Consider the following 7,611-nt stretch of genomic DNA (forward strand, 5'->3'; position numbering starts at 1 on the left):
TATGAAAAATAGAGATTACGTTCCACAAGTTGATGAAATGGATTGTGGTGCTGCATGTTTAGCAATGATTTTGAAGCATTAAATGTATCAATTGCTTATATACGTAACTTAGCGCGTACTACGGATAAAGGAACTACAGCACTTGGAATAGTTAAAACTGCTGAAAAATTGGATTTTGAAACTAAAGCTATTAAAGCAGATATGAGTTTGTTTGATGGCTCAGATATTCCGTTACCTTGTATTGTTCATGTGGTAAAAAAGAATTATTTGCACTACTATGTAGTATTAAAAGTTAAAAAGAATTATCTGTTAATTGCGGATCCTGATTCGACTGTTGGTGTAGTAAAGATGGATAAGGCCACTTTTGCACATCAATGGAGTGGGATTGCTATATTTATGGTACCGAAGCCTGATTACACGCCAATTAAGCAATCAAAGCAAACATTACTTTCATTCTTACCCAGATTGTTTAAGCAACGTAAGTTAATTATTAATATTATCTTAGCTGCATTTTTAATTACTGTAATCAGTATTGCAGGTTCATATTTTTTACAAACAATAATTGATACTTATATTCCTAATAATATGCATAATACCTTGGTTGTCATAGCTATGGGATTGTTTGTATTTTATATTTTTGAAGCTTTGTTTACTTATGCTCAAAATTTTTTGTTAACTATTTTTGGACAAAGATTTTCAATTGATATTATTCTAGGATATATTCGTCATATTTTTACTTTGCCAATGAGTTTTTTTGCTACAAGAAGAACAGGTGAAATAACGTCACGTTTTACTGATGCTAATAAAATCATCGATGCGTTAGCAAGCGCAGTAATATCTATTTTTCTAGATGCAAGTATCGTGGTAATTATGGGGATTGTATTGGCCATTCAGAATGCTACTTTGTTTTGGATAACTTTAGTTTCATTGCCGATTTATATTGTAATCATTTTAGGATTTATTAAACCATTTGAAAAATTAAATCAAAAAGAAATGGAAAGTGGGGCCGTTTTAAGTTCCTCCGTTATTGAGGATATCCGTGGAATGGAAACAATTAAAGCTCTTAATAGTGAAGATGAACGGTATTTTAAAGTAGACACAGAATTTGTAGATTTTTTAAAAAGAGGGTTGAAATATTCAAAGGCTGATATTTTACAACAAGCATTAAAATTAGTGGTTCAGCTATCGTTAAATTTAGTAGTTTTAACTGTCGGAGCAATTTTAGTAATGCATAATAAGTTATCGGTTGGTCAACTGATGACTTATAATGCTTTATTAGCTTATTTTGTGAATCCTTTACAAAATGTAATCAATCTTCAAACTAAATTACAAAGTGCTCGTGTAGCAAATAATCGGTTGAATGAAGTTTATTTAGTTAAAAGTGAATTTCAAGCAAAGCGGTCTATTAATAACCTTCAACAGATTATAGGAAATATTATTTTTGAAAATATTGAATATCAATATGGTTATGGACAAAAAATTTTAAATGGTATCAATTTAAAAATTAATGTTGGGGATAAATTGACTATTGTTGGTATGAGTGGCTCAGGTAAATCAACTTTAATGAAATTATTAGTTGGCTTCTTTGAGCCGGTCAAAGGCGATATTTTATTAAACTCACAATCAATAAAAAATATTGATCGTCATACTTTAAGAACTTATATCAATTACACGCCACAAGAACCTTATATTTTTTCTGGAACAATTTTAGAAAATTTAAAATTAGGAAATCGTGATGGTGTGACTCATGATGATATTGTGGAAGCTTGTAAGATAGCAATGATTGAAAAAGATATTGAAAAAATGCCCTTGCAATTTAATACAAAATTAGATGAAATGGGGAGTGTATTATCAGGAGGCCAGCGCCAAAGATTAACAATTGCAAGAGCTTTGCTTTCACCTGCCCAAGTATTAATCTTAGATGAAGCTACAAGTGGTCTGGATGCCATAACTGAAAGAAAAGTAGTAGATAATCTGATAAATTTAAAAAATAAGACAATTATTTTTATTGCACATAGATTGGCCATTGCACGAAGAACTGATAATATCGTGGTTTTGGATGATGGGAAAATTGTGGAGCAAGGTTCTCATGAAGAATTATTAGCTAAAAAAGGATATTATTATAACTTGGTTGAAGGTTAGGAGTTAAAGCAATGAATAAGAAATATCTTGAAAGTAGTGAATTTTATTCTGCGAGATTTACTAATTTTTCGACCATAATAATTATTCCGATTTTTGTTTTATTGGTATTAATAGTATTATTTTCTTTCGTTGGTCAGCGACAGATAACTGTGGAAAGTGTTGGAAATATTGAACCAGTCGGTAGCGTACCAACTATTCAAGCAAGTGTAAATGGGAAGATAACTTATAGTGCATTGAGAGAAGGAAAATATGTAGCTAAAAATCAAATTTTGCTTAAATATAATAATCAAACTAGTAAAAGTAAACTAAGTTTATATCAATCTGAAAAGAAAGAATTGGATGAACAAATTGATGATTTAGAGTTACTTAAATCTGGTATCTCTGTTAATAGGGATGTATTTAATTATGATGATAAATTTGGCTATAGAAGTTTGTTAAAGAATTACTTAAGTCAAAGAAATACATATATTTTAGAAAATAATCAATTAACTCAAAAGCAAGAAGAGAATAAACAAAGAAGAAAAAATAATAAAAAAACCAAGGAAGATGCCGAAATAACTACCCAAATTGAAGAAAATAATCAAAAATTATCTATGCTTCAAGATAAATATTTGGAAGAGAACGCGCAGGATATTATTAAAGCTAAACAGCAGCTTACTCAGGTGAGAGCTCAAATTACTGAATTAAACAGTAATCTAAGAAGTTATACTGTAAAAGCCCCTAAAAGCGGCATTTTACATATAAATGATGAGTATACCGAAAATAAGTATATTAGCCCTGGCGTGGAAGTAGCTAAAATATATCCAATTATAAGTAAGCAAAATAAAGTTAAATTAAAAGCATATATTTCTACGGCAGATATTTCATCGGTAAAAAAGGGACAAATAATGCAATTCAAAGTTGCTAGAAATGTTCCAAAACCGATAATAATTTCGGGAAAAATAAATAACATAAGCGTGTCTACTACTCAGATTGATAAAAATACTAATGGCTATGTAGTATCTGCTACTGCTAATTTATTACCAGCACAGCGCAAAATTTTGAAATATGGTATGAGTGGTAATATTTCAATCATTATTGGAAAGATAAGCTTCTTTAATTACTATAAGAACAAACTACTTAACGGAGAATAAGTAAGCCATAATTAAAATGGAGATATATACGATGATATCTAAAAAGATACCGTCGTATTTTTTAATTATTTTTGCGCATATGCAAAATTTTTTAAATGGTCTATTATAAAAGTATGTAATAGACAGGAGAATTTATTATGAATAATAATCTAGCATTATCAGATTATGTAGATTTAGATGATAAACAAGCAAGAAATAAAAGTATATTAAAGATGGTAATTGCTTTTTTAGTATTAGCTGTTAGCTATGAGTTAGCTCCATTAATAACATTATCTAGAAAAATTAAAAATGTTCCTATAGAAATACTTATATATGTAGCTATAGCAGGTATTATTACATATATAGGGTGTTATATAGGTAATACTACTAAAGTTACTAAAAAACCTATCAAATTAGGAAAAGTTACTTTAACTATTTTTATTGTCTTTATAGTATTATGGTTATCCTTGTTAATTATGAATAAAGTAGGATTGTTTAAAATGCCACTACTGAAAATCCTAGATGTTTTTACTTTAGCAATTTTTGGTGGAATAATAGAGGAGGTTTTATTTAGAGAATTAATTTTTAATATTTTTATTGAAGTTTTTAGTAAAAGAAAATATCTTTTTGTGTGGGCTTCATTAGCAGAAAGTTTTTGTTTTGCTATATTCCATTTTCTTAATTTGACTCATCAGTCATTACTTTCAACTTTAGGACAAGTGATAATTGTTTTTGGTACTGGATTGTTAATAACTTATATACGATTAGCCAGTAACGGTATCTGGTTAGGAATGCTATTCCATATATATTGATATTTCACCATCATTAGCCACCTCATCAAACTATGGTAATTCATATATCTCAGGAGAATTTATTTTTATGCTAGTTATGCTTGCAATAGCGCTTCCAGCAATTTACTCTTACAACAAGAGATATAACGAAGGAATTACACGACAAGTTGATGCATAACTACGTAACTATTAATGATCCAAGTTACAAGCAAGATTTACGCGCGTGGTACGGTGGTATTGTTGCTAACAACTATGGTCAAGAACAAGCTTGGAACTGATGGTCATGGCTTGAAGCTACTATTGGTGGTGACATGGAGTTCGCAACCTTGTAATTGAATAAATGATAAAGAAAAAGGCGATTCGTGAGAATCGTCTTTTTTGTGTGGATTGTGGTTGCCACTTTTGGGTTAAGTTAATATATAATTTATTAGCAGTGGGATGCGAGGGTGTTCATGGTAGCAATAAAAGAGCTACCAACTACGTAAGCCGCATTTCCCCCGTGAGTGGTAAGTAAAATATTTTTAATTTTTAAATATATAAGGGAGATATTCCTTTCATGAAAAAAATAGATAAAAGTATTGGTCACAATTTTAGAAAGCTTCGAGAATCCAAAGGATTTTCGGGTCCAGAAGTATGTGATGGAATAGCTGCAAAATCTACACTTTCCCGATGGGAAAATGGAAAATCAAATTTATCGGTAAATTTGTTTTATAAGTTCTTGGATAGAATTCATGCAACGCCAGAAGATGTAATGCCTCAGAAAGAAGATATTTCTGACTTCATTGATAGTGTAAGTCTATTATTTATGCATAATGATATCAAAGGACTATATGAAAAAGCTAAGCAATCATTAGTAATGTATTCACAAAGCAAGACAGATAAAGATTTGCTTTGTGCAGCAATGGCAAGCAACTTTTATTTTGATTTAACGAATATCAATCTGATAGATAATTCTTTCAAAGAAGATATCTCTTCAAAAGTTAGGAAAATTAAGAGTTGGCAAGAAAGCGATTTAATTCTCTTTGCTAATACTCAATTCTTATTAGATGCTTCCTTAATTTACAGATTAGCTAGAGAATTAGCTAGTTTTGATTTCGAAAAGGAAGTAGTTCCTACTATGGAAATGGAAACTTTACTTAATTCTATTTACACATTAATAAGAAAAAAAGATGTTATGCGTGCGAAGAAGTTATTTCGCAGCGTAAAGCAACTTGAATATTCTCTTAATAATCAATCAATAGAATATAAAGAAAAGTTTTATGATCTTTTATTACATTACATTGATAGACCTAATCCAATAAAAATAAAACAATTTTTAACTTCTATTTCAAACTCACGAAGTGGAAACCAATTAGCAGCAGACTTAAATTTTTCATTTCAACAAGTTAGAGAAATATATAAAATTTAGTACGTTAAGCTTCCAAATAGTAGTTTTACATATAATTAATTTTTTATTAAAGTCAGTTGCGTTTACGCAACTTGCTTTAAGGCGATTTTTTTCTAAGTGCTAGTATAGGGCTGTAGCTTTGAACTTAATGATCGAAACAACGGAACTACCATAATTACTGGAAAGATACAGAGTATTTCGGTTTATCCTGAGACGAATAAAAGGCAATCAGAATACGAAGTAATATCTTTGATAAAGCCAACTAAAAAAGAGAAGAGTTCTTTAAGATATGGAATGCAGGGACAAGTCTCTGTAATTACAGGTAAGGAAACGTATTTTAATTATCTGAAATCATTATTTTTAGATGAAAAATGATAAACAGGAGATGTTACTATGAATAATAACTTAGCATTGTCAGACTATGTAAATTTAGATGATAGTGAGGCTAAAAAGAAAAGTATAATTACGATGATAGTTACGCTTGTAATATTAGTGATCATTTATCAAAGTTTAATTCCGTTAATAATAGAGAAGTTGGCTTTGTGGCCTGCTGTAATCCTTACCTTAGTTGTATCTGTGTTAGTCGCTTGTGTAGCGCGTTATTTTGCTAAAACTTTTTAGTAAAACTAAATATGTTTTTATTTGGGCTTCATTATGTGAATGTATTTGCTTCAGTCTATATCATTTTCTTAATTTAGGACACCAGTCTTTAGAATCTACTATAGGACAAGTTATATCAGTTTTTAGTATGGGATTAATTTGGACTTATGTCCGTTTTGCAAGCAATGGAATTATATTAGGAATTATTTGGCATATTTATCAAGATATATCACCCCAGCTTCTTAGTTCCAATATTGGTGTCACTGATATAAAGGCTGCAATAATTTATACAACCATTTTAAGTTTGTTTGCATTTATCTGCATTTACTCTTATAACAAGAGATACAACGAAGGAATTTTAAGATAAGTATTCAACTAGAAGATAGACGTTAATAGTAACGTTTATCTTTTTCATCTATAAAGTTTCTAATTTAGTAGCAAGTAAAATTTTCTGCTACTAAACTAATATCAGGTCAGAAGAAGCTTTTAAAATACAAAAGGATCTATTATAGAAGTATGTAATAGACAGGAGATGTTACTATGAATAATAATCTAGCATTATCAGACTATGTAAATCTAGATGATAAACGAGCAAGGAATACAAGTATCATAAAGATGGTAATTGCCTTTATAGTATTAATGGCTGCTTATTTAGCGATACCATTTTTACAATATGTAATTAAAAGCGTTCCAATTTTGCTTATAACATATTTAGTTTTAGCAATAATTGTTGCATATATAGCTTATCGATTAGCCGATACAACTAAAGTAACTAAGAAACCAATCAAGCTAGGAAAGGTTACGCTAATTATCTTTATTATATTTATAGTATTGTGGCAACTTGTTTTACTCTTTAATAAAGTAAGCATATTTAAATTATCTGAAATGAAGTTAATTGATGTTTTGGCACAAGCTATATTTGCTGGGATAATTGAAGAAGCACTTTTTAGAGGATTATTATTAAATGTGTTTATTGATGTTTTTTATAGCAAGAAATACATGTTTATTTGGGCAGCTGTTTTAGAAAGTTTGTGTTTTGCCTTATTTCACTTTTTAGATTTGGCTCACCAATCATTTGCTTCAACTTTAGGTCAAGTTATTATTGTGCTTGGGTCCGGTTTGATAATGACTTATATGCGTTTTGCTATTAATGGTATTTGGTTAGCTACTATTTATCACATTTATTCAGATATTTCACCTCAATTGGCAAGTTCGAACTTCGGAAATTCTGATGTAATTGGTGAATTTATTTTTATGATTGTGATAGCGGTTATTGGACTCTCCTGCATTTATTCCTACAACAAGAGATATAACGACGGAATTTTAAGATAAATATTCAACTAGAAGATAAACGTTAGTAGTAATGTTTATCTTCTTTTTTGTACCTCAAAACTTTTACTATTACATAAAAAGTGTCTGGGAAAAAACTAGATACTTAAAATAGAAAATCCGTTAGAACTCGTTTGTTCTAACGGATTTTTTCTATACATTATCTTCCAGCCTTGATATTATTAAATCACCACAAAATAAAAACAAGAAGGTGGAATTTCATGTATCAAAATTATATCACAGGTCAAAC

6 protein-coding genes and 1 pseudogene are annotated in these 7,611 nt (G+C 29.6%); all 7 read left to right on the forward strand.

All coding sequences use genetic code 11. The features are described 5' to 3' along the window. Position 1: 1 nt before the first annotated feature. Positions 2 to 2,142: pseudogene (locus HDR40_RS05120) on the forward strand (peptide cleavage/export ABC transporter). A gap of 11 nt (positions 2,143 to 2,153) precedes the next feature. Then, positions 2,154 to 3,275, forward strand: a complete 1,122-nt coding sequence (locus tag HDR40_RS05125) for an HlyD family efflux transporter periplasmic adaptor subunit (RefSeq protein ID WP_290627183.1) — start codon at positions 2,154 to 2,156, stop codon at positions 3,273 to 3,275. A gap of 137 nt (positions 3,276 to 3,412) precedes the next feature. Next, positions 3,413 to 4,066 carry a CPBP family intramembrane glutamic endopeptidase gene (locus HDR40_RS05130; protein WP_290627185.1) on the forward strand — a complete coding sequence of 218 codons (654 nt, stop codon included), beginning with the start codon at positions 3,413 to 3,415 and terminating at the stop codon, positions 4,064 to 4,066. Positions 4,067 to 4,601: 535 nt separating this feature from the next. Next, on the forward strand, positions 4,602 to 5,453 hold the full coding sequence (locus HDR40_RS05135) for a helix-turn-helix transcriptional regulator (protein ID WP_290627187.1): 852 nt from the start codon (positions 4,602 to 4,604) through the stop codon (positions 5,451 to 5,453). A gap of 372 nt (positions 5,454 to 5,825) precedes the next feature. Then, positions 5,826 to 6,053, forward strand: a complete 228-nt coding sequence (locus HDR40_RS05140) for a hypothetical protein (protein WP_290627189.1) — start codon at positions 5,826 to 5,828, stop codon at positions 6,051 to 6,053. Next, positions 6,037 to 6,399, forward strand: a complete 363-nt coding sequence (locus HDR40_RS09920; RefSeq protein WP_365936783.1) for a CPBP family glutamic-type intramembrane protease — start codon at positions 6,037 to 6,039, stop codon at positions 6,397 to 6,399. Before HDR40_RS05140 ends, HDR40_RS09920 begins: the two co-directional genes overlap by 17 nt. Positions 6,400 to 6,572: 173 nt before the next feature. Next, a complete protein-coding gene (locus HDR40_RS05145; protein WP_290627191.1) occupies positions 6,573 to 7,364 on the forward strand; it encodes a CPBP family intramembrane glutamic endopeptidase in 792 nt (263 codons plus the stop codon). The last annotated feature ends 247 nt before the right edge of the window (positions 7,365 to 7,611 follow it).

It is taken from the genome of Lactobacillus sp., assembly GCF_014803895.1.